This is a genomic window from Solibacillus sp. R5-41 (assembly GCF_002736105.1).
Lineage (GTDB): Bacteria > Bacillota > Bacilli > Bacillales_A > Planococcaceae > Solibacillus.
This window is the reverse complement of the sequence record NZ_CP024123.1, coordinates 1,474,405-1,499,605: the sequence shown is the minus strand read 5'-3', so window position 1 is coordinate 1,499,605 and position 25,201 is coordinate 1,474,405. Positions and strand designations below refer to the sequence as shown.

Here is a 25,201-nt window from a genome sequence, read left to right as displayed (position 1 = left end):
ATCATCTTGAATAGGATTTTTCAAAAGTATTTAGAGTTTTTACTCGTCATAATTTCATCAACATTTTATTAATTTTCAACGTCAAACCAAAAAAAATATTTATTCATTTCATTTCATAAAAATTCATTTTATCCTTATCATTTTCTATTGTTATACATCACAAACAACTATTATAGTATATCTATTACTATCAACTCCCTCACTGTATCAATACAATTATTCTTTCGCCTCTTACAAAAAGTATATACAATTTTATTTTTCAGAATAATTTAAAAATATTTTTGTAAGCCTTTTCATTTGTTTTATTCTACCACTCTATGCATAATTTGAGTATAAAGTTTATTCAACTTTAAATACGAGATTTATGATAGGAGTTTTAAATTATGATTTATTCAAATCCTAACTCTGCTGGTGCAGTAGTAAACTTCAAAGATCAATACGAAAACTTTATCGGTGGCGAATGGGTCGCTCCAGTTGGCGGCGAATACTTTGACGTAAAATCTCCAGTAACTGGGAAAGTGTATACAAAAGTAGCACGTTCTAAAGAAGCTGATATTGAATTAGCACTTGATGCAGCACATGCAGCAAAAGATGCTTGGGCTATGACTTCAGTTGCCTATCGCGCAAACATTTTAAACAAAATTGCAGACCGCATTGAACAAAACTTAGAAATGATCGCTGTTGCTGAGACTTGGGACAATGGTAAAGCAGTACGTGAAACATTAAACGCTGATATTCCACTTGCAATTGATCACTTCCGTTACTTCGCTGGTGCGATCCGCGCGCAAGAAGGCGGGATTTCTCAAATCGATAACGATACAGTCGCATACCATTTCCATGAGCCAATCGGCGTTGTAGGTCAAATCATTCCTTGGAACTTCCCATTATTAATGGCTGTTTGGAAAATCGCTCCTGCATTAGCTGCTGGTAACACAATCGTAATGAAACCAGCTGAGCAAACACCTGCTTCAATCTTAGTATTAGTTGAATTAATTCAAGATTTATTACCAAAAGGCGTATTCAATATTGTAAACGGTTACGGTGTAGAAGTTGGTAAACCACTTGCTACAAACCCACGTATCAATAAAGTTGCCTTCACTGGTTCAACTGGCGTTGGCCGTTTAATCATGCAATATGCTACAGAAAACATCATTCCTGTAACATTAGAGCTTGGTGGTAAATCACCAAACGTCTTCTTCCCAGATGTAATGGATGCTGATGATGAGTACCTAGATAAAGCGATCGAAGGTTTAGTAATGTTCGCATTAAACTCAGGCGAAATTTGTACTTGTCCTTCTCGTGCATTAGTACATGAATCAATCTATGACAAATTTATGGAACGTGTATTAGAACGCGTTAAAGCAATCAAAATCGGTAACCCACTAGATTCAGAAGTAATGATGGGTGCACAAGCGTCTAACGAACAATTAACAAAAATCCTTTCTTATATTGAAATCGGTAAAGAAGAAGGCGCTGAATTATTAATCGGTGGTTACCAAAACAAATTAGACGAAGACCAAGAAGGCGGATACTATATCGCACCAACAATCTTCAAAGGTAACAACAAAATGCGTATCTTCCAAGAAGAAATCTTTGGTCCAGTTCTTTCTGTGACAACATTTAAAGACTTCGACGAGGCAATGGCAATTGCTAACGATACTGAATTTGGTTTAGGTGCTGGTGTATGGTCTCGTAACATGGATACAGCTTACCGCGCCGTTCGTGGCATCCAAGCTGGTCGTGTTTGGACTAACACTTACCACCAATACCCAGCACATGCTGCATTCGGTGGATTCAAACAATCAGGTATTGGCCGTGAAAACCACTTAATGATGTTAGAGCATTACCAACAAACAAAATGTATGTTAGTAAGCTACAACAAATCAGCTCAAGGTTTCTTCTAAGCCGTTATTCTGCTAATCAATCCCCCGTTTAATTTTTTATTAAACGGGGGATTTTTATCATAATTCCGAAAAGGTGAATACAAATGGAAAAATTAATCGCAACTCAAAAAGCGCTGGAAGTTATCGAATTACTAAAAAACAAGCACGGCAACCTCCTGTTCCAGCAAACAGCAGGCTGTTGTGATGGTACTGTTCCAATGTGCTATCAAGCAGATGGGCATTATATTAGTAGTCAAAATGTATTAGTCGGTGAAATCGCAGGTGTACCTTACTATATTGATAAAATACAATATGAGTATATGAAGCATATGCAAACCATTGTCGATGCAATCGAAGGACAGGGTGCTTCCTTTTCACTTGAAAGCGTTGAGGGATTTGCGTTTATTACGCATTCGAAGATACTTAAAGAGAAGCAATAAGTAAGCTATTTTTTGCATTTAAAAAACGCACCTCCACTTATGAGGTGCGTTAAATTATGCCATTTTTTTAGTTTTCGAATACAACAGTGTGTTTAATTATTTTCTTCCGATGCAACAAAGCGAACTGTAATGCAAAACCTCCCAACTGCGGTATTGTACTGCATTCCATGAATTGCAATTGCCATTAGAACACCTACCACATCATGTAGTGTATATCTTCCAAGTTGAGTTATATACTTGTATTCGGCAATACCTATTTATATTTCTCTAGTTTCTTCTCTTAGCCATTCGCTCTCTTCGTCATTTAAATAAGGAGCTAGCTTCGAATATACCTCTTGATGATAATTGTTTAACCATTGTTTTTCACTCTCTGTTAACATATCTTTATTGATACCAGCTAAATCAATTGGGCAATACGTAATTGTTTCAAATTTCATAAATTGACCAAACTCTGTTTTCTCGTCTTCAACTACTAACATCAAATTTTCAATTCTAATTCCATATTTACCTTCAAGGTATATACCCGGTTCATTCGTAATAACCATGCCTTCTTCTAATGGAACATGATTATTATTTCGTATGCTTTGTGGTCCTTCATGAACATTCAAGAAAAATCCTACTCCATGTCCCGTCCCACATTTATAGTCTATACCATGCTGCCATATTGGTTGCCTTGCTAAAATATCTAAGTTTCCACCTGTCGTGCCGTATAAATATTTTACTGCGCTTAATGCAATAAACCCTTTTAACACTAAAGTATAGTCTCTTTTTTGTTCATCAGTCAGTATTCCTAAAACAATCGTTCGTGTAATATCTGTTGTGCCATCATAATATTGGCCACCTGAATCGATTAAAAAGAGTCCTTCATTTTTAAGGGTAAATTGCGTTTCTTCATTCGCTTTATAGTGCATCATCGCAGCATGTTCTTGATAACCTGCGATCGTATCAAAGCTAGTTCCCACATATCCTTCTTGCGCCTTTCTGAAATTTTCTAATTTTTCTTCTGCAGCAATCTCTGTAATTTCTTCGTTGTTTACAGCGTTTTTTAGCCATTTAATAAACTTCACCATAGCTACACCGTCTTTTATTTCACACCATTTCACATTTTCTATCTCAACTTCATTTTTAATGGCTTTTAAATTCGTTGTGATGTCAGGGCTTGCAATTTTCTTTGTATTGCTGTTAATGGCGTTATATAAAGTGATATTTGTTTTAGTCGTATCTAACATAACGGCATCTCCGCTTGAAAGATTTCCTAGGAATGTTTGTATTTCGTCATTCGCTTTTAACTCGATTCCTTCAGCCTCCAGTTCTAATTTAACCGAAGCAGGAACTTTGCAGGAATCAATAAATAAATAACATGTATGTTCTGCAACGATTACATTAGCAATTACTACTGGACTGTTAGGCACGTCCACCCCTCTTATATTCAAAAGCCATGCAATGTCATCAAGAGACGTTAAAATATAATAATTGGCTCCTTTATTTTTCATTTCTTCTCTTACTTCATTTAATTTTTCTACGCGTGATTTACCTGCGTATTTTACGTCATGAGTGAATAGTGGTTCTTTAGGAATCTCCGGTCGATTTTCCCATAGCTCACCAAGTAAATCTTGATCCATTTTTAATTTGATGTCCTTTGCTTGTAAATCCTTTTCCATCCTTTTAACCAAATTCGTTGAAAAAACATTTCCATCAAAGCCTACAATGCTTCCTTCATTAAGAACTTCTGCTAGCCATTCTGAATAAAATGGTACCCCTGGATCGACCATTCTAAATAATCGAATTCCTGAGCCCTCTAGCTGCTTTTCCGCTTGAATATAATATCTACCATCTGTCCATAACCCAGCATCTTCTAATGTAATAACGACCGTACCTGCCGAACCTGTGAATCCTGAAATCCATTGTCTCCCTTTCCAATGTTCTGCTACATATTCACTTTGATGCGCATCAAAACTAGGAATGAGATACGCATCCACTTGATTTTCTTTCATTAACTGTCTTAACTTTTCAACTCTATCCTTAATACTCATTACGAATTCCTCCATTTTCTTTAAGATTAAATTTTTTATTTTCACGTTCATACATCCATGCAGCGAGTACGATACTTAGTATTCCAGCTGTAAACTTTGCTATGATAAACGCTCCTAACATTTCCGGGGCTACTCCTGACACGAATCCAAATTGACCGCCAAATACAAATGCTCCACTTATCCCAAAGGCCGTACATACCACTTTTCCTTTAGGATTCATTTCTTTAAATGTTCCAAATACCAACAGATTACTAGCTAAACTACCTAGAATACCTGCTACTGACGCTGAATTAATGCCCAATTTCTCCCCAATTTCTTTAAAACTCTTATTAAAAATTCGATTGATAAGTGCTAACATTGGATAGGCTCCACCTAAGAAAAGTGCGATTTTGGCTACTATTAAAGTAGATTCAGATAGTGGTGCTAATCCTGACACGAGCGTTACACCAAATATCACATCTATACCTTGTAAAAGTAAACCAACCGTACTCAAAGTTATGATTAGCTTTCCAAATACATTAAAAACTTTTATAAAAACAGAAGGTGCTTTTAATAATCCTACTCCTAATAGAATGGCAAAAACAAATATAGGAACCATATTCCATACTAAGATGTTGATATCTATTTTTTGCCACAAGCCTGCTGCAAGACATCCGATAGGTATCGCAATAATTCCAACTAACACACCTTTAGAAAAATATTTTTCATCCTCTTTAGAAAGCATTCCTAACGCAACAGGTATTGAAAAACTAATTGTGGCGCCTAAAGTAGATGCGATAATAATCCCTGAAAATGCCCCCATTTCCTCTGTCAAAGCCAGTTCATTCGCCATTTGAAAGGCTCCCATATCTACAGCTAAAAGTGCTGCTGGAACGATTGAAGGATCTAGATGAAAAACCTTAAAGATCGGAATAATCTCAGCGGATAAAAAATTTGTAAATATAGGCACTAAAGAAAGAATTCCTATCATGCCAAGCCCTAAAGCCCCCATGGTCTTTATGCCTTCCTCAAATTTCTCACCCAGTTTCAAATGATTTCCGGTAATATAATCAATAGCTCCGATTACAAAAAAAGAACCAATTAGATATAATACAAATTTATCCATTTTTATTATCACTTTCTATTTACTTTTTTACTTGTTTCAGCAGTAGTCCCTTACTTCTATATATGGGGGTTCAAACCCCGGCTGAATCAGAGGAACTCAAGCTAAGAACGCCGCGTCGTGCGGCAACGCCTGAGTGACCAACATCGTGTTGGCCCAATGCCTCGGCGGATGTCACAAATTTTTAAAAGGAGCTTTTCGAGAGAACTCGAAAAAATCTGGACGCAATTACGGCGAGGCGTAATTGATTGTCTTTACTAATCAGTATCTTTAGTATAAAACCTACTATTGTAGATATAATTAGGCGTATTAACAGCTATAAGCTTGACCTTTTTGTTCGTATAATTAGCCCAATTGTGGGCAATATTTGATTCCATATGAACACTGTCACCAGGATATACTTCATGCCTCTTACCATTTATGTAAACTGTTAATATACCCTCTAGAACATAAATGAACTCTTCTCCCTCATGCTTGTAGGATAATATTTCTTCATCCTTCCTTTGAGGAAGAATTTCTATAAGTCTTGGAACAAGTTGTTTATTTTCCAAATTTGCACTTAAACTATACTTAATAAAACCACCTTCTACTAAATCCATTATTTCTTGGTCATAACTTCTCAAAACCATAAATTTCTTTTTAATAGGGTATTCAAAAAAATGTGTTACATGTACTTCCAAAATATCAGCTAGTTTTTCAAGTGAATCCACTGCTATGGTAGTAAGACCCCTTTCTAATTGAGACAGAAATCCAACAGACAGTTCGCTTTTTTCACTTAACTCTTTCAAAGTAATTCCTTTTTCAGTCCTCAATTTTTTTATTTCCATCCCTATATTCATCACTTCACCCCGATTTTTCACTATTGTGAATAATATAGTATATATTATAGCTATAAGCAACATATTATGAAATAATTTCATCGATATGAAAATTATTTATTTTACGTAATCATCTATTCTCTCAAGGACAGTCCTTAAAAATTTCACAAGCTGGCACAAAAAAAGACGCTTGATCTATTAGATCTAAGCGCCTAGATTGTTAAATTAAATATAAAAAAACGTAAAAGAGTTATCTTATTGTGCCTTTATCGACTAAAGCGCCACTAAATCAAAGGAGAGTAAAGATACTTATAATTTGATCGACCAACCTCCGTTTTCTTGCTAAGTCATATTTATTAGGTACAGATCTATATTCAAGTGAGGAAGAATTTTCGAACTTTGAGCAAGTTTTGACACTTCAAAAAGCACAAATGATTTCAAATTATGAATATTTTGGGTAAAATGTAAGAATTGCTTTATTACATCATTCCAACCATTTAGTTCATACTAATTCCTTTTTACTGCTATTTCCCTAAAACTTCCTCATACGCATCCAAAATAAATCGTTTTTCCGGTGTTTCACTAAAATCTTTGCAGCCATCCACCGCATATAATATATCTCTTTTGGCGTTTTCAATGTCACCTTCTTGAAGATAGCATAAGGCACGAATCGCAAAGGCTCGATAAATTCTCACTAAGTCGATTGGATGATGATGAATTTCAGTGAGCTTTAGTGTTTCCAATTCTTTTTTTGCCTCGTCATGCTGTTTCAAATGCCAGTAAGCATAAGCATACTCCCCATGGAGGAAAACCTTTAATGGGCTTAAATATTCTTCAGTTATTGGCGTTTCTTCCATCTTTAAACGTATTACCATCTCGTAGTCTTTCTCAATTTGATTCATATAAACCAAGTTCAATAATTGTTCAATAACAGCTTCTGCCGGTTCCTCTAAAATTTCAGTAAACGCGCTTATTTTTTTCAAATAGTAACGAGATTTTTCGGCATCCCCTTTTGAACAATGAATAACAAATAAGAAACGATAAAAATCATTTAAGCGATATAAAATTTTCTTTTCTTTTGCAATTTTCAAAGCCTTTTCTAAATATTGTTCCGTTTTTTGTTCATTGTTTAATGCGGAATAAACTACGGTAATATTGTAATATAAATCAAGCTTTTCTAACTCATCAATTAACCCTTCATAGCGAGTTATATACTTTTCCCCTTCTAATAAATAGTCTAGCGCTTCTTCGTATAAATGTTGCTCAAATTTAATGGCGCAAATTCGACAATAGCCACTTATTATTTTGGAATAGGCATGGATTTGCTCATACATTTTTATGACGTTTAAAAATGGAGTGATCGACGTATCTATTTTTAGTAAATATCGCACCCTCGAATAAATTTCAACTAAACGTACTTCCTCATAATTACTGCCATTTAACATGTCCTCTTCAACAAGCGGTTCAATTAAATGAAGGATTTCCTCGCATTTTTCATTGTATTTCGTTTTATTAAATTCCTTATTTAATTGGGCACGCAATTGTTCAACTTCAAGAAAAAGGGAGCGGATTTTTTCATCATCTTTTCCCTGCATTAATTCTGAAACCCCAATATCTAATTGATTCGCAATGTGCTGCAAGCTTTCCATTGAAGGTTGTGCTTTTCCATTTTCAATTAAACTGAGCATGCCTTTTGATAAACGATCCCCTGCAACTTGTGCCAACGTCAGCTTTCTTTCTTTTCGTAATTCTTTTATTTTTGTACCGATATTTAACATATTATCACCTCATTACAGTCAAGTGTACCAAATCTAAGTGATTAAAGGAATTTTTTTAAATTTAATTAAACAAAAATAAAGTATAAAACAAATTAAATTTAAGAGAATTTAATTTAATTAAACTTTTATATTGCAATTCCCATTTTTATGGTTTATTATAAGTTTAATCAAATTAAACAAAGGGGTTAGGATTTTATGAATGAACAATTAATGCATAAAAAAGCGACGTATCATTTATACACTTTCTTAATAAGTAAAATGATTGGTTCACTCGGATCAGGTGTTTATGCGTTTGGGATTAGTATGTATATTCTTTCTTTAACAGGCTCATCCTTAAGCTTCGCAACAAATATTTTACTCAGTATTTTGCCACGAACAATTATTTCACCAATTGCTGGGTTACTTGGAGACCGGATGCCTCGGAAATGGTTAGTTCTTGGAGGGCAAGCTGGGGTTGTCTTATCGGTAAGTGTATTACTCCTTTACACGCACATGGTTGAATTATCTTTAATGGCGATTTATATGGCGACATTTTTTAATAGTATTTTTAGTACGTTTACAAGTGTTTCTTTCTCAGCATCCATTGCCAATTTAGTGGATGGGGAACGCCTTCAAAAAGCAATGAGTTTTAATCAATTATCCTACTCTCTTTCAGGGATCGGCGGGCCAGTTTTTGGTGGTATGTTATTTGGATTTGCTTCAATGAAAATCTTTTTAGTTATTTTTATTATCGCTTCAATTATTACCCTTATACTGGAATCTACAATGAATTTTACATTATATAAAAAAGTGACAAATGCACCTGCTGAAAAAGAAACGATGCTTAAAAGTCTTAAAGCTGGATTTGCTTATGTCAATAAAAAGCGCGTCATTCGTTCAATATTATGGACAGCGCTATGGTTAAATTTATTCTTTACTTGTATGAATATTGGCGGTGGTTATATTTTGCTAACAATTTTACAGTTGGAACCAAAACTGATTGGTTTTGTTGAAGCAGGTACGGCAATTGGTATGCTTATAATGGCGATTTACTTTACTACACGTTCAAGTGTAAAATTTCCATTATTGCTTGTGAAACGCTCGACTTTGCTCATGGCAATATTAGTCCTTTTCGCTGCCTTACCTTTATTAGTTCAATTTTCAGCTACCATGAATTTCATATATTACTTCACCTTAATGTTTCTATTTGGTGCTCTTGGTGTTATAACGAATACGCCACTTGGGGTCATATTACAAACTTCAATTGAAGAGGAATTTCGTGGTCGCGTTTTCGGAATTGTTGAAATGATGGCCATGAGCATGATGCCTATCGGTACACTAATTTTCGGGATTTTATATGATATTATCCCAGCTCAGTACATTTTACTTGTTAGCGGGAGCATTTTAGTCATGATTGTTTTAACATTACTGCGACGTTCAATTATTGAAATGGCACACCCAGAATTAAAAAAACAAGTAGCAGAACAAGTACTTGAGGTTTTAGAATAAATGATATAGGACGCAAAAATCCACCATGTACATAAGCTGTACGAGTGGATTTTTTGCTTGTTACAGCTACAATCAATTACGCCTTAGCGTAATTGTGTCCAGATTTTTTTCGAGCTCGCTCGAAAAACTCCCCTTAAAAATCTGTGACATCCGCCGGGGCATTGGGCCAACACGATGTTGGTCACTCAGGCGTTGCCGCACGATGCGGCGTTCTTAGCTTGAGTTCCTCTGATTCAGCTAGGGTTTGAACTCCTCTGAATATAATTGCATATTTAGTATTCCCACCCAATTATAGAAGTAGGGGAATTTTGCTGATACAAGTTATTCAATGGCTGTGCATATTTCAATATAATGGCCATCCGGATCTGCAACGTATGCCACAGTTTGTCCCCAAGGCTTTTTCGCAGGCTCTTTAATGATTGGGACACCTTGATTTCGTAAATTCTCGATAGTCCCTTCCACATCTTCTACAACAAATCCAATTTCAAAAGTTTGCATTTTTACAATAGTGTCGGGCACATCTAATCCAATTTCTTCTTTGACAGATTCTCGCGTATTCACAGATAAAGTTGTAGCACCCGTATCAAATTCCACATACGTTCCTTGCTCCATTTTTATCGGTAAAGCTAAAATGTCGCGATAAAAATGGATTGTTTTTTCGAAATCATTTACATAAAGAATGATATATTTCATAGCAAGTTTCATGAACGTCCCCCTCGTATCAACATGTTCCAAATAATTGTATCATTATTTCCTTTAAATGTTTTATTTGTATAAAAATTAACTATTGAAAAACCAATCCATTACTAATTGAAACCCTTTAAATGCAAAATAAATGGCAACGATACCGAATACGATAAACGTTAAGCAGGAAAACAGACCTGAGAACATAACAAATTTTATATTCGGTCCTTTTCTTTTTCCCCACTCCATTTTATTTTCACTCGTTACTGTATTCATCGTTTCGCAATGTGGGCAGTTATCCATAAACGTGCGACTTTGATGCTTTTTCCCGTTTACTATTTGTAGGGATGAAGAAAACTGGGCTTGATTGAAATCAATCGTCATTTCCTCACCACAATTTTTACATGAAATCGTAACTTTCTTGGCCTGCATAAATGACAACTCCTTTATATTCCTATATTATATCAGATGGAAAAATCAAAATAGCCTTATGAAAGTAGCAAGTTCTCATCCATTAAGCTACCGCATATGATGATTTTTAATTACGTTCGTTTTGGTAAAACATTCAAATCGGTCCTTGTAATACATTCGCATGGTCTCATAGGACCTCTCTCTATGAGTTAAACTAAAAAATGCTCCTTTTAGATGTTTACCATAACAAGGAGGAGTGATTTCCATTCCGGTCCGGACGCTTTCCGCGGGGCCAATTATAAATCAAAATTTAAGTGTTCAAGTTATATATTAGATTGTTTCTGTTATTAAAACAGAAGTGCTACTTTATAGCGGAATGAAAAACATCCCATGGTGAGGCACGTGGAGAAGAAAAATATCAATGAATCCGCCGTCTCTCACTTTAGTAGTGTACTATATGCGGATGGTTTCAGTAGGCCCAACGTACACATAGGCTGGCCTAGCACAAAGATGATTCAGTACAGATTTGTGACAACAAAGCTGTGTGACTCAAGTGCTTAACCAGCCAAAAGTAGTCCATTCTTTATTAGAATGCTTATAAGAATACTTTCATTTATAGAGAGCTGCACAGGTTTGGTGAAAGAGCGATACTATTCAAATTGATTTACAATTCGGACTATCCGGCTCTCGAAATTTATGTTACGATACGTTTTGCTTTAATCAACTACACGAAAGAGTGAAACAAATGGCAAAATCAACAAATGATTTAAGTTTATTTAAACTAACATGGCCTCTATTTTTAGAATTATTTCTATTTATGCTCATGGGGCTCGCAGATACTTTTATGCTTAGCGCGGTGTCAGACGATGCTGTTGCAGGTGTTGGAACGGCCAATCAATACATCCAAATAGCGATTTTATTACTAGGGGTTATTGGAACAGGTGCTTCTATTGTTGTTTCGCAATACTTAGGCTCTCGATTAATTGGGGAAGCTTCTAAAATTGCTGCTCTATCTGTGACATTAAATTTAATCATTGGATTAGTTTTAAGTGGCGTATTCCTTTTAATGTCCGATCAAATTATGCAAATGATGAATTTGGAAGGTGCCGTACTTGAATTTGCACAAAGCTATTTAGCAATTGTAGGTGGATTTATTTTTGTGCAAGCACTCATCACTTCCCTTGCGTCTGTAATTCGTGTACAAGGTTGGACGAAGCAAACGATGTTTGTTTCGCTCGGCATGAATGTCGTCCATGTAATTTTGAACTATATTTTAATTTTCGGAAAGTTCGGGGCACCTGTATTAGGCGTAGAGGGCGCAGCGATTTCCTCTGTCATTAGTCGGATATTAGCTTCAATCGTATTTTTCTGGCTGCTCTATCAGGCGTTAGAAGTTCGAATTAAAATTCAAGATTATTACACGTTCACAAAAGATTATATTACAAAAATTTTAAAAATCGGGATTCCTTCAGCACTTGAGCAAGTACTTTATCAAACAAGCCAAATTATTCTGCTTTATTATGTAACCTATATTGGGGCTGAAGCATTATCTGCTCGTCAATACGCAGTCAATATTTCAATGTTTACGTATTTATTCGCGATGGCAATTGGCATGGGAACTGCTATTTTAGTCGGACGTTACGTCGGAGCAGGTGAAAAAGATCGAGCTTATCAAAGTGTATGGTTTAGCGTGAAATCTGCACTTATTTTTACATTTGTTATGGTCGCTCTTGTCACTTTTTTCCGTGAACCGTTAATCGGTCTATTTACGGACAATGACGAAATTATTCGAATTGGTGCAAGCGTTCTTTTATTAAGTGTTTTACTGGAAACCGGAAGGACGATTAACATCACGATTATCAACTCATTACGTGCTGCTGGAGATGCCACATATCCAGTCAGAATCGGCATTGTATCGATGATTTTTATCGGTCTGTCGCTCGGCTATGTCTTTGTTTTTGTATTTGATTTAGGACTTGTAGGTGTTTGGCTAGCCATTACTTGTGACGAATGGATACGAGCAATTTTAGTTCTTATTCGTTGGAAAAGTCGTAAATGGGAACGCTATGCTATTATTCCTTCCAATAATAATTAACGAAAACAAAAACCACAATTCACTGAAATGCATGCTCAGTGAATTGTGGTTTTTTAATTTGTTACTTCTTCTTTATCTTCTTTATCTTCATCTGGCTGTGATTTTTGTTCTTCAGCTGCTGCTTCTTCAGTTGCTGCTAAAGCTGCTTCTTCTGCTGCCTTTTTTGCTGCTTCTGCCGCTTCGATTGCCGCTTTTTTAGCTGCTTCCTCTAAAGGTTTGTTAATAATATCTAGGCACCATAAAAATTCTTCCCACGCCATATTGAAGCCTTTATAAAATTCCTCTGAGTCATCCCATTTTACTAAGTAAGAAAGTCCGTCTTCTGTTTTCACTAAAAATAACAATAGATCGGCTCCTGCACGATCACTTACTAATTTAATTTTGCCAGTTTCATCAAAGCGTTCTTCAATATTATCTTTTTCCGTAAAAGCACGACTTTGAGCAATTTCAAATAATGCATTACTATGAATACGATATTTATTCTTTTGCATCCTTTTCCCAACTTCCATCAATAATTAAGTACTTTAAATATATTACAACGTTTTCCGAAATTTATCGCCAATTTTTTTCGTAATGAGCACTTATTCTTATTTTAGCATAAAAAGGGGTGCTAAAACTACAATTATATGCCGCAAATAGAACGTGCATTCGTAAAATGTGCGTTTTTTTTCATAATTGAATCAAAAAATCCCGTAAAGTTTAGTCCTAACTTTACGGGACGTCGAAATTTCACTACAATTACTTGACGTTATTTCTTGCTAATTAGTAATACATACGAGATTGTCGTTTATCAGCAATTTCGTATGCCAATTGAATGATTGAAACTGCTAAATCCGCATAAGTTACTTCACTTGTTGGATTAAAATTCGATTGCTGTAATTTTTGTAGTCCCATCGCTTGTGATAATGCTACATAACCCTTATATTGCGCTGATATCTTATCTTTATCCGCATAGGCCACGTTATAAATATCGCTATGTTGCGCTGCTTGTTCAAGCCCTAATGTACGAATAAACCATACAGATAGTTCTTCACGTGTTATTTTTTCATCCGGATTAAACGATTCTTGACCAGGTTTTAAAATCCCAATTGCCGATGCACTTTCAACTACTTGATAAAGCGGATGTTTCGGATCGATATTGTCAAATGACATTGGTTTTTCTGAAGTTTGATTGTAGTCATCGTAATAGAAATATGTTAATGACTTAAGAATCGTTTTTAATGCTTGGCCTTTTGTAATGGCTGCATCCGCATTAAATTGACTTACATCCTTCACTTCAATTGCCCCTGCTTGGATTAAATAATTTAGCTCTTTTTCTGCAGTTGGATGGGTAATAGAAAGTTGATCTTGTCCGCCATTAACAAAACCATTCACAATCTGACCTGTTTGAGCATCAATGTGATAATATTCTTGTCCCTTCACCGTTGGAATATAAACTAACTTATACGCTTCTTCCGGATTAGTATTGCCCGTTCTCGAATAAACTAACTTGGTAGATAACGCCTCTTTAAATGTTTCTGTAGCCTTTGTTTTTTCGATCGCTGATGAAGCATCTGGCCATTCATCAATTTCATATGCTGAGCGATAGTATGATTTTACTTGGCCATCATCTCCAACCGTTACAGATAAATTATCACCATTAACAATTAGCCCATTTTTGATTTTAGGGAAAGTGACATGATGCGTACCCGATTGTTCGTCATAGTAAGGGTCGATCGTTGGCTTGGAATAGTCATGTAATGTAGAAGGTGCAAATTCTTTAACTGCTTCCAATGCAATGTTTAGCACTTTATCTTTCGCTAATTTTGGTACTTTTGGTTGTTCTTCATTTGAAAGATGGCTCTGGTATGAAGAGAAATCAGAGTAGTTTATTAACTCTCCTGTATTTTTATTAAAGTCTATTGACGAACCAAATGATGAGTTTCCAACATGATACGAATAACTAATACTAATAATCGCTTGACCATTTCGTTCACTTTCAAAAGCAGAATCAATCGTAAATTTCCCTTCACCTGCATCTTTATTCGTCAATTTTTTCGCAATCTCTTTTGCTTGTTCTAAAGTAATTGGACTCATCGGCTTTAATGGTGCCGTTGCTACCCTCTCCAATTTAGATTGTGTCGGTACGGTTTCAGTTAGACCTGACAATGTATACCATTTATTCGATGTCGCATGAAGACCGATCATTGTCGTTACAGGTTGATAAACGAGCTGTACATATGGCTCTCCTGAATTAAAGTTATAATTAATTTGATATTGTAGTTCTAATTGAACATTGTCCTTAAATTTGTTAATCGCTTCCTGAGAAGAAATCATCGACGCTTTATCCTCAAAGGCTAAACGCTTATTCCCATTGACTGTTTGATAAATACTTTGAATTTGACCGTCTCCTAGAACGCTTACTAAAATCATATTATCTTGAATCGGAACCCCATTTTCAGCGCGAACAAAGGAATAGTTATACGAAATTGGCTCTGTTAAAACTCGAGTTGAATAGTAACTTGGCACATCGCTATTGATAACAAAGTCATTCCCCTTTGCTATCTTTTTCATGAAGGATTCCGCAATTTTTTGCGCTTCTTCACTCGTCACTTTACCAGGGAACATGGCATCCTTCATATTACCAGGTTGGAAATAAAAACTTTCTAAATCTAAATTATCACCTGCAAATGTAACGCTTCCCGAAGTTGTTTTTTTATCCACCATTTTGTTGAACATTAATTCATAGCGCGTCACATCATCGCCAACATAATGATGACTCATACTACTCATTTGGAAATCACTATCTTTATACGAACTAAATGTTTCTGGAAGTATCTCTTTTAATTTTTTAATTAATTGTTCTTTTGAAACATCATTTTCATTCAATGCAACTAATATTGGAATTCTTTCATCCTTTTGTTGCACTGACGTTGAAGCTTCCGCTGTAGTTGCTAATAAACTTAACGCTAAAATCGATGACCCAACTGCTACTGACCATTTCTTCATAATTTTCATCCTCCATTTCTCTTATTATAAGACGAGTTTAAACCGGTGAAAGTTTCAAATATTTAGCAAAAAAGAAAAAATAAGTAATTTAACCTACTATTGATTTCTCTCTTGATTTCTCTCTTGATTTCACAATGTATTAAACACGCAGTATCATTGTATTCATAAACACCTCGTGGTAGAATTTTTTTAGAGGTGAAATAATTGAGCATTATAACAGCAGGACTATTAATATCTTTTTCAGGAATTGTCGTTGTTTGCTTAGGGCTATTTGATGTCCTTCCAAATGCAGGTACAACATTAAATTACGTTTTCATTGGGATTGGATGGGTATTTATCCTTATTGGAATTGTCGTTCGAATTATTGGCATGAAAGTTGAAAAAAAGCATACTCGATAATGTACAAGCCGTTAATCTACTAAGAATTAACGGCTATTTTTAGCTGAGCGAAATCTTCAACAATGGCATCGCCACCGCTACGATTTGTGATTCGAGTCTTCGTTAATAGATTGAAACTCTGCCATACGCGCTGTTGCTCTCCAATAGTGATAAACGAGTCGGTCAATCCACAACAATGCTTCCACTTTCGAAACAGCTAAATCCAGCTGAGTTTCATTCGCTACGGAGCGTTCAAAATATTGTTTACGTTTATTTCTTCGCTCTTGTGCCATTTCTTGAGAAGTTTGCTCTAATAATAATGAAATATCGAGCATTTTTTCTTCCTGTGAAATTTTATCCTCGATCATTGTTAAAATTTCCTGCCACTGCTGCATCATTTTTTCTTGTAAGTAAATCGCTTCGACTTTTTGTTGTTCTCTTAAAACCTTAATTAAACGCGTTAAGTGATCTAACGTATGTAAAATCGAAATAAGCTTTAATCTTTCGCGTTTTGATGTCACGAGAATACCATCTAAAAACGTCCGTGTAGTATCAATGGCTTCTTCTACTTCTAACATTTTCTTTTCGTATTCAATCGTCACTTTTTTCATCGTAATTAACCGTTGTAGTGCTTTCGTTAATTCGATTATGATCTCTCGTAACGTTTTAAAGGAGACATCAATCGCGACAGAGGGCATGGCTACTAAACTGTCATCTAAATTGCGTGTCAGTGCATTTTCGCGTTCTGGAACAATTTTCATTAATAAATTGGCAAATGGTTGCATTAACGGGATGAAAATACACGCACCTACTAAACTAAATAATGTATGAAAAATCGCTAATCCCAATGTTTGTTCGAATTCACCTGCAATTAAAATTGTAAACCATTTCGTTGCCTGTAAAAAATACGGGAAAATTATCGTGACAATAACAGCCGTAATAATATTGAATAATAAATGCGTCATTGCCGTCCGTTTTGCTGAAACCGAAGCCCCGATCGCTGCAAATAATGCCGTTGCCGTTGTCCCTATGTTTTGTCCAATGACTAAATACGCCGCCTGTTCAAAATCAATTGCGCCTGCAAACAACGCTGCCAACGTTGCCGCCATGGCCGCACTGGAAGCTTGCATTATTACTGTCATCACAATCCCGATAACGATTAATAAAAAAATTGAAATAAAAGTATCGGCTGGGATTGCATTAAATGAAATCAATTCTTGCGCTGAGCCCATCCCTTGCTGTAACAGATCAATCCCTAAAAATAATAGCCCGAATCCAGCGAGGACCCCACCAAATTTTTTAACATCATTCGGTGCTATTAAGGACATAAATACCCCAACACCAATGATTGGTAATGCCATCGTTTGCAGGCTAATTTTAAATCCTATTAATGAAATAATCCAACCCGTACTTGTACTCCCGATATTCGCACCAATTATCACACCAATGGATTGCATAAATGTGAGTAAACCCGCGCTTACAAATCCAATAGTTAACAGCGTTGTCGCTGTCGAGGATTGCACGAGCAACGTCATGACTGCCCCCGAAAACACGGCACTTATACGACCTTTTGTAAATGTATTAAGCCACCGCTTTAACGCATCTCCAGCGATTTCTTTTAATCCGTTCGTCAACATGGCCATTCCTAATAAAAACAGACCAATCCCTCCAAAAATCGTAAGCATTCTAACACCACCACATTGTATTTATTTCCAAATACATATCTTATCATTATTGAATGGTAATTTTAATAATATTTTTACAATTAAGTATATTCTTTGATTTAAACGCAAATTAAGTTACAATGGAAAACAAGAAGTTATAAAGGAGTAGATCAAATGTTGACAGCAATCATAATCGTAGGGATTGTTATGACTGTGCCAATCACAGCAATCGTTACCGATCATCAGCGAAGACTTGCTAAAATTAAAGCCGATATGATGCGGGATGAAATTGAACTTGAAAAAATAAGACAGAAAAACTTCATTATTGAAACAGAGAAAATGAAAATTGAATTAGATAAAATGAGACTCGATTATTCATCCGAAAATCATGATCTAGTGAGAATGAAAGAATTAATGTGATTTTAAATCATTTCTAAAAATATGCCGAACACTTCCAGTTATTTTTAGTACAACATGAAGAATTTCTCATAATTACAGGTCTGTCTCTAAAAAATTAAGTGGAATGCACAATAAAAGGACTTGCGTTTATGAAAATTAATCATATACGCAAGTCCTTTTCTTTTTATTAACGATACAAAATCCCTAATTGCAGTTGACTTGGAATAAAGATTGATTAAAATACAGCTATAAATGATGATTTTTATAGAAAATCATAGCCCCTTTTTGAACAAAGATTGTTCAAAAAGGGGCTATTTTTCATATCTGTATAGGTTTTTTTATAATAAAAATTGATCATTTCGGAAACCGAATATTCAACTAAAGCCCCCGTTAGTTGAAGAAGGAACTAATTAATTTGGTAAGAATACTTGAATTTTCCTTACTTAGTTTAGCGTATGTATCTTCTTCCATTACAATTTCGACTATATCATTATTAGGACTTATCCAAAGATTATATGATGCGGCTTTCGCTTCTATATTAGGATTTTTATACTGAAATATAAACCTATAATCAGCAGGATGTTCCATCTGTACCTTTGCATTTTCCCATTCAATATCAAAAACTATCTCTTTCACTTTTTGGACTCCATCATTATTCGTAATTTCTTTGAAATCTTCATAATTGTTTTCATCGTCAACCCGTATTTGAACTTCAATTTTTTGTTCTTCATTCACTACTTCATTTGAGCAACCAGTTATCAGTCCAAAACCTAACAAAATGATAATGATAGATCGCATTGATATCCCCCATATTGAACAGTCAACGTTGCCTTTCTAAGCATAAAAATTCACTCCCACAATCATATTCCTCAATTTTCTTAAATGTCTTCTGCTTATTTGGAAAATATTACTCAAAAAAATACATTTACATTCCCTAATATTCAGAGTAGTATAAATTTTATCTTACATTCAACTTACATGTAAGTTGAATATAAAGTAGGGAGGGATTTTCTTGAAAGGAAAAACACTTCAAGAAACAGCGTATGATGAAATAAAAAACAAAATTATTAGGGGTGATTTTTTAGAAAGCGGTTTCACTTCCCAAAATCAGTTAGCGGCTGAGCTTGGAATAAGTAGAACACCAATAATGACTGCTCTACAAAGGTTACAAAATGAAGGGTTTGTAAAAATTATTTCAAACCATGGCATTCAAATTTTAGGATTGAACGTCCATGAGGTAGAAGAAATGTATGAACTGCGATTAGCGATAGAGATTTTTACCATACCAAAAATAGTTAAATTGATGACTGCGGAACAAATTGAGATACTTGAGGAAATCATTCAAGAACAGAAAAAGTGTGTTGAAAACAATGATATAAATCAATTTTTGAAATTAGACTCTGCCTTTCATCTTCAACTTACTGAAGTTTACGGAAACTCCTTATTTATTCAAACACTTTCTAATATTCGAGAAAGATTATTTAGTAACCCATATTATTATCGTAGAAAAGATTATCAAATTTCTAGATATATAAAGGAACATGAACAAATAATTGAGGCAATTAAATCTAAAGACATTAGCAAAGCGATTAAAGAATTAGAAACACATATTATAAATGGATAGATTTTGAATAGTTAGAGGTTTTCATTAAAATGCGTTAACCTAGGAGGGAATTATGAAGAATAAAACTTTAATCGACAGTATTATTATTGGATTTGCCACATTTGCAATATTCTTTGGAGCAGGAAATCTTATTTTCCCACCCTTTATTGGTTTTACTTCGGGAACAGAATGGGTTCCGGCGTTACTTGGTATGACAATTACAGGTGTAATTTTACCGGTTTTAGGAATTGTAGCTGTATCTGCTAGCGGAGGAACATTCGCTGACTTAACTAAGCCAATAGCACCTTGGTTTTATAAAGTGTTTTGTACACTCATCATGATAGTGATTGGAACTTTCATCAATGTTCCGCGAACTGCTGGAACTAGTTATGAAATTGCTATTAAACCATTTTTTCCTAATTTCCCTACATTCTTGTTCAGCATCATTTTCTTTGCTATTGTGTTTTTAGTTTCTTTTAACAAAGCAAAGGTTATTGATACAATTGGAAAATTCTTCACTCCTTTTAAATTTGGATTGTTGCTAGTTATCGTTGTTGTTGCCATTTTTTCTCCTATTGGGAATCCAATTTCAACCAATTTATCACAACCATTTTTGAATGCCTTTGTTGAATCCTATCAAACAGCCGATGTATTGACTGGACTGCTCGTTGCAAATATTATCATCGCAGCGATCCGTGCCAAAGGATACGCTGGAAAAGAATTAAAGAAAATTACAATCTATGTTTCTGCCATTGCTGGCCTTGGGCTTTTCATAATTTACGGAGGATTGCTCTATCTTGGGGCTTCCGGTAGCCAAGTAATTTCAAACCATAATATCGAAAGAACTAGTTTGTTAGTAGAGTTGATGACTAAATTGATGGGGCAAGGTGGCATGATACTACTTGCACTATGTGTTTTACTAGCTTGCTTGGTTACAGCAATCGGATTGACAAGTGCGTGTAGTGACTTCTTGACAGACCTAACAAATAATAAAATTCCTTATACTTTTTGGGTGGCTATTAATACAATAATAAGTGCAATTTTTGCAAATGTTAAAGTGGATGCACTTATTTCAGCTGCAGCACCTATCTTCCTTGCTCTATACCCAATTTCGATTACAATCGTTATTTTAGGGTTGTTTAGTAAGTATATACCAAATAGAGGGTCGTATATTGGAACAGTATGTTTTACATTCATCTTTAGTTTAAATGATGCATTTAATGCAATGGGTATTAAATCAGATACCTTTAACTCATTTGTAGCAAAGATACCATTCAGTTCTCAAGGTTTCACATGGTTGATACCGGCGATCGTAGGTTTTATTGCGGGAACTATCATTTACAAAATATTCAATAAAAAGCCTAGCAATACTATTGCAGCATAACTTAAACGAATTGAAAGAAGGAATTTTTATGAAAAAACCTATTATCGGAATTTCTTGTAGCTTTAGTCCAAATGGACAAATTGGAGTTGTGTCTCACCTTGGTGCACCAAGCCAGGAATGGCAACTTCTTGCAGACGACTACATTCAAGCAATTGAGAAAGCTGGAGGGATTCCAGTGATTTTGCCAGTTGTTGAAAATCCAGAAACAATCCTTCCGATTCTTGGGAAGCTAGATGGAATTATTTTTACTGGCGGAAATGATGTTAGCCCACTTTGTTATAACGAAATACCTTCAAGTGCTGTTGGAGAAGTTTCTGTAAAAAGGGACAATGTAGATTTGGTACTAATCACATCTGCATTGGAGAACTATCAAATTCCGATATTAGGGATTTGCAGAGGTTGTCAAATGCTGAACGTGGCTCTTGGTGGCACATTACATCAAGATCTTGCTAAAGATGGTGTTACTAAGAATGAGCACTTCTTAATGTCATACCCTATCGAAAATATTTCTCAAATAGCAAATATTGAGACAAACAGTAGACTTGCAAAAATTTTCGGAAGTAAAAGTATAGGAATCAATAGTTTCCATCATCAAGCAGTTAAAGATTTAGGGGGAAATTTAGTAGTAGCTGCAAAAGCTGAAGATGGTGTCATTGAGGCTATTGAAATTCCTGGTGAGAGATTTATAGTTGGTGTTCAATGGCACCCTGAGATGATGCAGAGAAACAAAGTAAATCACTCTGTCTTTTTTGAGAGTTTTATTAAGGAGTGCTCTCTTAAGAATTGAGTAGGAGTGAATGAGTGATTGATTAACTCCCTCTCTTACACCACCGTATGTACGGTTCCGTATACGGCGGTTCAATTAAGATGAATAACGCAAAGTTTCGTAACGTACTTGCAGAATTTTCAGCCCTTGGCTTTCCCATTAGGAATTGCCGAGGGTTCTTGTATTTTTTGAATAAAGTTAAATAAAAAGTATGGTGCAAACGTTGATTTTATACAGAAAGTAACCAACTGTTTTGAAACAAAGTTTGATCAAAACAGTTGGTTCTTTATTTATCTATTTTGGTTTTTTATAATAAAGATTGATTATTTCGGGATACGAATCTTCAATTGCCCCCGTTAGTTGAAGAAGAAACTATAATTTCCAACAGGTAAAAACTCTGGGGGTTTTCTAATTACAAAATGTTTTTCGATGTACATAAGAACTTCATTATTTCTAGGTTATGAAACTATTTCTATCGCTTCATCAAATGATAACCATTGATAATCGCTATGTTCATAAATTGATTTTACATCGTCGCCATGTGTTTATGCTACGGCTCTCGAGTCGATTTTCTGTTTCCGTTTGTTCTTGTTCTTTTTCTTATACCACCACATATAGACACCAGTGAACATCAGTATAGATGGAGTAAGACCACCGATAGCATACAAAATTTTAGTAAATAAACCACCAAAACTACCGGTATGTAATGGAAGATGCCATGTTTGATACATAAGCCCACTATTAACACGTGGATCTAACTTGCCCACTACTTTTCCGCTATACTGATCTAACCATACTTTTACATTTCCATTCCCCGGATCGAATGAACCACTGAGACGAAATTCCACTGCGCCTTCTGGAGTTCCTCTTTCCACCTCTTCGGGCATTCTAACTTGCATAAGTGTTCCCTGAGGTACTGCTTCTTCAGCCCTACTTATCAATTCATCAAGTGGAAGCTTACCACTGGGAAGGGCTTTTGAGATAAGCTGCTCTTCTGGAGACATCACCTTTGCTTTTGCACCAAACCAACCAAAAATCATTTCATCATACGCAAAAAGTGCTCCTGTTAACGAAACAACCAATAAAAACGGAATGGAAACTCCACCAATGACTTTATGTAGATCATATTGCCTTACATAAGGGTTAGCATTACGTCTTAAAATAAACCCACGTGCCCATTTTTTAATCCCCGGCCACCATAAATATAATCCTGATAATGTAATAAAAAAGAAAATAAATCCAATTATCCCGATTATTTTATCGCCATTAAAATTTTTCAACAGCAGCTTTTCGTGAAACTCCGTTATTAGGTTAAATAATGCTTTATCCCCTAATGTTCCATTTATGTATCCAGTTCCTGGATCGACAAATATGTTTTGTTGTTCTTCTCCTTCTTTAAGGCGGAATAGGTAAACTCCTCGAGCGTTAGGTTCACTTGGAGTGTATACACGGTCAATTTGACCTTTTGGATATGCTTCTGAGACAACCTGCAAGGCTTGCTGGTACGTAACTTTTTTTCCTTCTGTTACTTTATACAAATTAGGATGCAGCATACTGTTTAGTTCAGGTTCAAAGACAAGCAAACTTCCTGTTAAGCCAATCAGTACTATAAAAACCCCTGTTAGCATACTAAGCCATAAATGAATTTTTGCGATGATTCTACGTGTTTTCAAAGAAATGCCTTCTTTCCAAAAGTAATATGAAATTATGAATGTAACCAATAATATAGAGAGAATGATTATCATTGTCAATAAAAACTATTAAAAATATGTGATTAACATTTACATTTAATAGTTTTAGTTCAAATAATTAATTATAAAATTAGTAAATTAGTAGTGGTACATGCATTTCATTAGGTTAGATATGCTTAGTCACAAAAATCGTTCTCCATACCTTAAATCGTTGCGGGCTAATTTATGCTGATTTATGTTTTAAAGAAGCGGAAGGTCAACGACAACGGCCACGGCAGTGGCCGATTCAGTTCTTCCGGATTTTTCAGGTCTAATAACAGGCATAACTACTTCAAGATTATTGGTTTTTTTATAGGAAATAAAAGTGCACATAAAAAAATGAGCTGGGGAATGTATTACCAAGCTCATTGTATATTGTTGTCCGTTTTTTACTCAAGCCCCTGTTAGTTGAATAACAGATTCTCTTTACCATAAGTTTTTCAATAATAGAACATCATCTATTTTCCTTACCTATCCAAAACTTACCAATAATAGTCTCTCCATCAAAAGCATACAAAGGAACTGCTCTTGGAGGAAGATTATTTAGTTTAAGTGCTTCTTCAGGGGTTTTTGGCTTTGGACCTTCCAATTCTACTTTTTTTGCATACCCTATTATACCGTTCTCACCTTGTGCCAATATTAAATCAGGTACTCCAAGTTCACCAGAATTTAAGCCTCCCATATCAGGTCCATAGGTTTGCCCATTTTTATTTGTTGGATAACCCTCTTTTAAAATACTTTCCTTAGAAGGTATATCTAAATCTGAAGCAATTCCCCCTAAATGATTGCTATTGTTATCTGCTTCCTTTGTTAATGTTTCTTGTTGTGAACAACCAACTAATACAAATAACAAAATTACTGTTAAGACAAATAAATTTTTCCTCATTTTCTCCCTCCTCGTATATTTAGAAAACCTTCATCATTCACTAAAGACCCCTTTAGTTTAATAAGATCGACCTTAAGTTTTTAATTGTAGGACACTCTCATTTCATTTCACATAAACATCAAATAAATATGTTATTTTTCCTTTATCCCATGTCGCATTAATTTCATAAATATAATATCCCTCTTTAGATGGCAAGATAATCTCATTATCTTTCATTTCAACACTTTCAATTGTGTCATTTTCATCCACCTTAATCATCTCTACGGAAGAAGGTTTTTTATCTATCTCAAATTTCAAAGTATCTCCTTTTTCGGCTTCTAATGTTTCAAAGTTATCCGCTAATTTAACTCTATCGTGAGGACCTATATGTTTTACTCCCATATTATTTTCTTTCCATTCGTAATTACTCGTCATCATATAATGCTGTTCGCCATTCAAAGAAACTTTGCCTAATGGTTGTCCTATAGCCTCATTATCATCCGACTCCCCGCTACACCCAGCCAATACAAGCCAATCAAAAAAGGTAGAACGATTTTTTTCATTTGAACACACTCCCTTTTAGCAAATTATAGGTTATTAATACATTCCTGCTTATTGAAGAAACCTGCCCGTTAGTTTTAACGTGTAACATTTCACAATGGATCACCGCCGAAGCCTACTTGATGTTTTAG

General features: G+C 35.1%; 22 protein-coding genes. 9 read left to right on the top strand and 13 right to left on the bottom strand.

Annotated elements, in window-relative coordinates; all coding sequences use genetic code 11:
- Positions 1 to 383: 383 nt before the first annotated feature.
- Together CSE16_RS07020 and CSE16_RS07015 are read left to right on the top strand one after the other, a co-directional pair.
- A complete protein-coding gene (locus tag CSE16_RS07020) occupies positions 384 to 1,904 on the top strand; it encodes an acetaldehyde dehydrogenase ExaC (RefSeq protein WP_099423246.1) in 1,521 nt (506 codons plus the stop codon).
- Positions 1,905 to 1,987: 83 nt separating this feature from the next.
- Positions 1,988 to 2,323 carry a DUF779 domain-containing protein gene (locus tag CSE16_RS07015; protein WP_099423245.1) on the top strand — a complete coding sequence of 112 codons (336 nt, stop codon included), beginning with the start codon at positions 1,988 to 1,990 and terminating at the stop codon, positions 2,321 to 2,323.
- A gap of 257 nt (positions 2,324 to 2,580) precedes the next feature.
- Here CSE16_RS07015 and CSE16_RS07010 read toward each other — a convergent pair whose 3' ends face one another.
- The 4 genes from CSE16_RS07010 to CSE16_RS06995 form a co-directional block, all read right to left on the bottom strand.
- Positions 2,581 to 4,356, bottom strand: coding sequence for an aminopeptidase P family protein (locus CSE16_RS07010; protein ID WP_099423244.1), 1,776 nt, complete (start codon positions 4,354 to 4,356; stop codon positions 2,581 to 2,583).
- Positions 4,346 to 5,461: an ethanolamine utilization protein EutH gene (gene eutH, locus CSE16_RS07005; protein WP_099423243.1), complete on the bottom strand. Its 1,116-nt coding sequence runs from the start codon at positions 5,459 to 5,461 to the stop codon at positions 4,346 to 4,348. Before eutH ends, CSE16_RS07010 begins: the two co-directional genes overlap by 11 nt.
- 254 nt (positions 5,462 to 5,715) lie before the next feature.
- On the bottom strand, positions 5,716 to 6,297 hold the full coding sequence (locus CSE16_RS07000; protein ID WP_099423242.1) for a helix-turn-helix domain-containing protein: 582 nt from the start codon (positions 6,295 to 6,297) through the stop codon (positions 5,716 to 5,718).
- A 503-nt stretch (positions 6,298 to 6,800) separates the two neighbouring features.
- Positions 6,801 to 8,054, bottom strand: a complete 1,254-nt coding sequence (locus CSE16_RS06995) for a helix-turn-helix domain-containing protein (RefSeq protein ID WP_099423241.1) — start codon at positions 8,052 to 8,054, stop codon at positions 6,801 to 6,803.
- A 195-nt stretch (positions 8,055 to 8,249) separates the two neighbouring features.
- On the opposite strand from CSE16_RS06995, the gene CSE16_RS06990 reads away from it, so the two are divergent.
- Positions 8,250 to 9,542: an MFS transporter gene (locus tag CSE16_RS06990; protein ID WP_099423240.1), complete on the top strand. Its 1,293-nt coding sequence runs from the start codon at positions 8,250 to 8,252 to the stop codon at positions 9,540 to 9,542.
- 321 nt (positions 9,543 to 9,863) lie between these two features.
- Here CSE16_RS06990 and CSE16_RS06985 read toward each other — a convergent pair whose 3' ends face one another.
- Positions 9,864 to 10,247: a VOC family protein gene (locus tag CSE16_RS06985; protein WP_099423239.1), complete on the bottom strand. Its 384-nt coding sequence runs from the start codon at positions 10,245 to 10,247 to the stop codon at positions 9,864 to 9,866.
- A 75-nt stretch (positions 10,248 to 10,322) separates the two neighbouring features.
- Positions 10,323 to 10,658, bottom strand: a complete 336-nt coding sequence (locus CSE16_RS06980) for a redox protein (protein ID WP_099423238.1) — start codon at positions 10,656 to 10,658, stop codon at positions 10,323 to 10,325.
- A 724-nt stretch (positions 10,659 to 11,382) separates the two neighbouring features.
- On the opposite strand from CSE16_RS06980, the gene CSE16_RS06975 reads away from it, so the two are divergent.
- Positions 11,383 to 12,732: an MATE family efflux transporter gene (locus CSE16_RS06975; RefSeq protein ID WP_099423237.1), complete on the top strand. Its 1,350-nt coding sequence runs from the start codon at positions 11,383 to 11,385 to the stop codon at positions 12,730 to 12,732.
- A gap of 53 nt (positions 12,733 to 12,785) precedes the next feature.
- Here CSE16_RS06975 and CSE16_RS06970 read toward each other — a convergent pair whose 3' ends face one another.
- Both CSE16_RS06970 and CSE16_RS06965 read right to left on the bottom strand, forming a co-directional pair.
- A complete protein-coding gene (locus CSE16_RS06970; RefSeq protein ID WP_099423236.1) occupies positions 12,786 to 13,223 on the bottom strand; it encodes a homoserine dehydrogenase in 438 nt (145 codons plus the stop codon).
- Between the two features lie 271 nt (positions 13,224 to 13,494).
- Complete coding sequence (locus CSE16_RS06965; RefSeq protein ID WP_099423235.1) at positions 13,495 to 15,720, bottom strand: YcdB/YcdC domain-containing protein; 2,226 nt, start codon at positions 15,718 to 15,720, stop codon at positions 13,495 to 13,497.
- 204 nt (positions 15,721 to 15,924) lie between these two features.
- Here CSE16_RS06965 and CSE16_RS06960 point away from each other — a divergent pair, with 204 nt between their 5' ends.
- Complete coding sequence (locus tag CSE16_RS06960) at positions 15,925 to 16,119, top strand: hypothetical protein (protein ID WP_057982593.1); 195 nt, start codon at positions 15,925 to 15,927, stop codon at positions 16,117 to 16,119.
- A gap of 77 nt (positions 16,120 to 16,196) precedes the next feature.
- Here CSE16_RS06960 and CSE16_RS06955 read toward each other — a convergent pair whose 3' ends face one another.
- Positions 16,197 to 17,783, bottom strand: coding sequence for a Na/Pi cotransporter family protein (locus tag CSE16_RS06955; RefSeq protein ID WP_099423234.1), 1,587 nt, complete (start codon positions 17,781 to 17,783; stop codon positions 16,197 to 16,199).
- A 153-nt stretch (positions 17,784 to 17,936) separates the two neighbouring features.
- Between CSE16_RS06955 and CSE16_RS06950 the strand changes: the two genes are divergently transcribed.
- Entirely contained in the window at positions 17,937 to 18,182 is a 246-nt protein-coding gene (locus tag CSE16_RS06950) for a hypothetical protein (protein WP_172954360.1), read from the top strand.
- A 369-nt stretch (positions 18,183 to 18,551) separates the two neighbouring features.
- Here the strand turns inward: CSE16_RS06950 and CSE16_RS06945 are convergent, their stop codons facing one another.
- Positions 18,552 to 18,959, bottom strand: a complete 408-nt coding sequence (locus CSE16_RS06945) for a YhfM domain-containing protein (protein ID WP_099423233.1) — start codon at positions 18,957 to 18,959, stop codon at positions 18,552 to 18,554.
- A 214-nt stretch (positions 18,960 to 19,173) separates the two neighbouring features.
- Between CSE16_RS06945 and CSE16_RS06940 the strand changes: the two genes are divergently transcribed.
- The 3 genes from CSE16_RS06940 to CSE16_RS06930 are packed head-to-tail and all read left to right on the top strand — an operon-like array spanning position 19,174 to position 21,935.
- Positions 19,174 to 19,785, top strand: coding sequence for a GntR family transcriptional regulator (locus tag CSE16_RS06940; RefSeq protein ID WP_099423232.1), 612 nt, complete (start codon positions 19,174 to 19,176; stop codon positions 19,783 to 19,785).
- A 52-nt stretch (positions 19,786 to 19,837) separates the two neighbouring features.
- Entirely contained in the window at positions 19,838 to 21,148 is a 1,311-nt protein-coding gene (brnQ, locus tag CSE16_RS06935; protein WP_099423231.1) for a branched-chain amino acid transport system II carrier protein, read from the top strand.
- Between the two features lie 28 nt (positions 21,149 to 21,176).
- Positions 21,177 to 21,935: a gamma-glutamyl-gamma-aminobutyrate hydrolase family protein gene (locus CSE16_RS06930; RefSeq protein WP_099423230.1), complete on the top strand. Its 759-nt coding sequence runs from the start codon at positions 21,177 to 21,179 to the stop codon at positions 21,933 to 21,935.
- A gap of 524 nt (positions 21,936 to 22,459) precedes the next feature.
- Here the strand turns inward: CSE16_RS06930 and CSE16_RS06925 are convergent.
- The 3 genes from CSE16_RS06925 to CSE16_RS06915 form a co-directional block, all read right to left on the bottom strand.
- Positions 22,460 to 23,587, bottom strand: coding sequence for a PepSY-associated TM helix domain-containing protein (locus CSE16_RS06925; protein WP_099423229.1), 1,128 nt, complete (start codon positions 23,585 to 23,587; stop codon positions 22,460 to 22,462).
- A gap of 511 nt (positions 23,588 to 24,098) precedes the next feature.
- Positions 24,099 to 24,530 (bottom strand): metal ABC transporter substrate-binding protein, encoded by a 432-nt coding sequence (locus CSE16_RS06920; protein ID WP_099423228.1) that lies wholly within the window; start codon positions 24,528 to 24,530, stop codon positions 24,099 to 24,101.
- Positions 24,531 to 24,632: 102 nt separating this feature from the next.
- Complete coding sequence (locus CSE16_RS06915) at positions 24,633 to 25,082, bottom strand: hypothetical protein (protein ID WP_099423227.1); 450 nt, start codon at positions 25,080 to 25,082, stop codon at positions 24,633 to 24,635.
- Positions 25,083 to 25,201: the final 119 nt, after the last annotated feature.

What these genes read in the sequence shown, in the direction of transcription:
- CSE16_RS07020 (WP_099423246.1), top strand. Translation starts at nt 384, where the DNA reads ATGATTTATTCAAATCCTAACTCTGCTGGTGCAGTAGTAAACTTCAAA.
- CSE16_RS07015 (WP_099423245.1), top strand. Translation starts at nt 1,988, where the DNA reads ATGGAAAAATTAATCGCAACTCAAAAAGCGCTGGAAGTTATCGAATTA.
- CSE16_RS07010 (WP_099423244.1), bottom strand. Translation starts at nt 4,356, where the DNA reads ATGAGTATTAAGGATAGAGTTGAAAAGTTAAGACAGTTAATGAAAGAA.
- eutH (WP_099423243.1), bottom strand. Translation starts at nt 5,461, where the DNA reads ATGGATAAATTTGTATTATATCTAATTGGTTCTTTTTTTGTAATCGGA.
- CSE16_RS07000 (WP_099423242.1), bottom strand. Translation starts at nt 6,297, where the DNA reads ATGAATATAGGGATGGAAATAAAAAAATTGAGGACTGAAAAAGGAATT.
- CSE16_RS06995 (WP_099423241.1), bottom strand. Translation starts at nt 8,054, where the DNA reads ATGTTAAATATCGGTACAAAAATAAAAGAATTACGAAAAGAAAGAAAG.
- CSE16_RS06990 (WP_099423240.1), top strand. Translation starts at nt 8,250, where the DNA reads ATGAATGAACAATTAATGCATAAAAAAGCGACGTATCATTTATACACT.
- CSE16_RS06985 (WP_099423239.1), bottom strand. Translation starts at nt 10,247, where the DNA reads ATGAAACTTGCTATGAAATATATCATTCTTTATGTAAATGATTTCGAA.
- CSE16_RS06980 (WP_099423238.1), bottom strand. Translation starts at nt 10,658, where the DNA reads ATGCAGGCCAAGAAAGTTACGATTTCATGTAAAAATTGTGGTGAGGAA.
- CSE16_RS06975 (WP_099423237.1), top strand. Translation starts at nt 11,383, where the DNA reads ATGGCAAAATCAACAAATGATTTAAGTTTATTTAAACTAACATGGCCT.
- CSE16_RS06970 (WP_099423236.1), bottom strand. Translation starts at nt 13,223, where the DNA reads ATGCAAAAGAATAAATATCGTATTCATAGTAATGCATTATTTGAAATT.
- CSE16_RS06965 (WP_099423235.1), bottom strand. Translation starts at nt 15,720, where the DNA reads ATGAAGAAATGGTCAGTAGCAGTTGGGTCATCGATTTTAGCGTTAAGT.
- CSE16_RS06955 (WP_099423234.1), bottom strand. Translation starts at nt 17,783, where the DNA reads ATGCTTACGATTTTTGGAGGGATTGGTCTGTTTTTATTAGGAATGGCC.
- CSE16_RS06950 (WP_172954360.1), top strand. Translation starts at nt 17,937, where the DNA reads ATGTTGACAGCAATCATAATCGTAGGGATTGTTATGACTGTGCCAATC.
- CSE16_RS06945 (WP_099423233.1), bottom strand. Translation starts at nt 18,959, where the DNA reads ATGCGATCTATCATTATCATTTTGTTAGGTTTTGGACTGATAACTGGT.
- brnQ (WP_099423231.1), top strand. Translation starts at nt 19,838, where the DNA reads ATGAAGAATAAAACTTTAATCGACAGTATTATTATTGGATTTGCCACA.
- CSE16_RS06930 (WP_099423230.1), top strand. Translation starts at nt 21,177, where the DNA reads ATGAAAAAACCTATTATCGGAATTTCTTGTAGCTTTAGTCCAAATGGA.
- CSE16_RS06920 (WP_099423228.1), bottom strand. Translation starts at nt 24,530, where the DNA reads ATGAGGAAAAATTTATTTGTCTTAACAGTAATTTTGTTATTTGTATTA.